The sequence below is a fragment of the Desulforamulus profundi genome, from assembly GCF_002607855.1.
In genome coordinates, this window is record NZ_AWQQ01000043.1 from 1 (window position 1) to 1,439 (window position 1,439).

General features: G+C 38.5%; 2 protein-coding genes. Both read left to right on the top strand.

Features of this window, described 5'->3' with window-relative positions:
* Positions 1 to 558: 558 nt before the first annotated feature.
* Complete coding sequence (locus P378_RS06770; protein ID WP_099082717.1) at positions 559 to 825, top strand: DUF4176 domain-containing protein; 267 nt, start codon at positions 559 to 561, stop codon at positions 823 to 825.
* 22 nt (positions 826 to 847) lie between these two features.
* Entirely contained in the window at positions 848 to 1,024 is a 177-nt protein-coding gene (locus tag P378_RS19450; RefSeq protein WP_180261009.1) for a hypothetical protein, read from the top strand.
* Positions 1,025 to 1,439 lie beyond the last annotated feature (415 nt).

Sequence of the window (1,439 nt, forward strand, 5' to 3'; positions counted from 1 at the left end):
TTGCCGTAGCCGTACTGGCCATAGTACCTGTCATCGGACAGTGGATGGATCCCACACTCACAATAATTGGCAAGATATTTTTTTCGCTGATTTTTGTTGTATTTATGCCAATAGGCTGCTTCATTATCTGTAAAGTTATAAAGTATGTGACCTATGGACACTGGTAAAAAGTAAGTAGGTAAGCTTTAAAGCCAACCATTGGAAAAACCGTTTCTATTGGAGGTTCTGCGGCTATTGGCTCTGTAGGAGCTAAAGTTTCTGCAGGAAAAGGTCATTTCAGTGTTTATGGTGGGGCTGTGCTTGGTGGTTTGGGCCTATCTATTGACATAAGACGTTAAGAAAGGCTGGAGGTTAAGTGGAAAAGTTTTTTAAATATTTTTTATTTTGGCTGCTTTAGTAGGAGGTATCATTCCACCAATCATGGAATGGGCAGACCCTGCTAGTACACTATCTGATAAGCTAATTACTACATTAATATTTATTGTATTTGCACCTTTAAGTTGTTTTGTGTTGTATAAAGCATTAATGTACGGATATAAGAAAACTAGGTGATGTTATATGGCTAAGAGTCATTTTTTGCCAATAGGCTCAGTTGTTTTACTAGATGGGTTCCAGGTTGATGGATTTGACAAGAAACTAATGATTTTTGGTAGGAGACAAATACAGTCAAACACTGGAGATTTGTTTGACTATGTTGCTTGCCTTTACCCAGAAGGAAATATATCATCAGCTTACAATGTTTTTTTCAATCATGAGGATATTTCTAGGGTAGTATTTAAAGGTTATGAAGACTCAGAAGAAAGGGCACTAAGAGCAACCCTTTAAATATTTTGGTGGGCAAGCCTCTGTGGTGAAATATGACGGGAGTTTTAACTTTAAAGCTTTTGGAAAAACCGTTTTTATTGGAGGTTCTGCGGCTATTGGTACTATTGGTTTCGGATTGTCAGGTGGACTAAGTGGTGGTAGTTTCTACGTAGGAGCTGGACTGCTTGGGGGAGGCTTATCAGTAGATGTTAAAGTTTAAAAAAGGAAATAAAAAAGAAAGTGAGGCACTGGGGATTAGATTCTTAAAATATTTTCCCATTGCCGTAGCCGTACTGGCCATAGTACCTGTCATCGGACAGTGGATGGATCCCACACTCAYAATAATTGGCAAGATATTTTTTTCGCTGATTTTTGTTGTATTTATGCYAATAGGCTGCTTCATTATCTGTAAAGTTATAAAGYATGTGACCTATGGACACTGGTAAAAAGTAAGTAGTAAGCTTTAAAGCCAACCATTGTTAATAGTATGGATAATAGGGAAAATCCCTATTACCACATCTTATTGTTATAATGGCTCTTACCTGTCGGGAAGATAGGACATGGCTTTGGAGCAACCCGAGCGCCCTACATGGTTCCGTCGGAGATAGCTGAGGATATTATTCCCAGCTTTCTTC

What these genes read in the sequence shown, in the direction of transcription:
- P378_RS06770 (WP_099082717.1), top strand. Translation starts at nt 559, where the DNA reads ATGGCTAAGAGTCATTTTTTGCCAATAGGCTCAGTTGTTTTACTAGAT.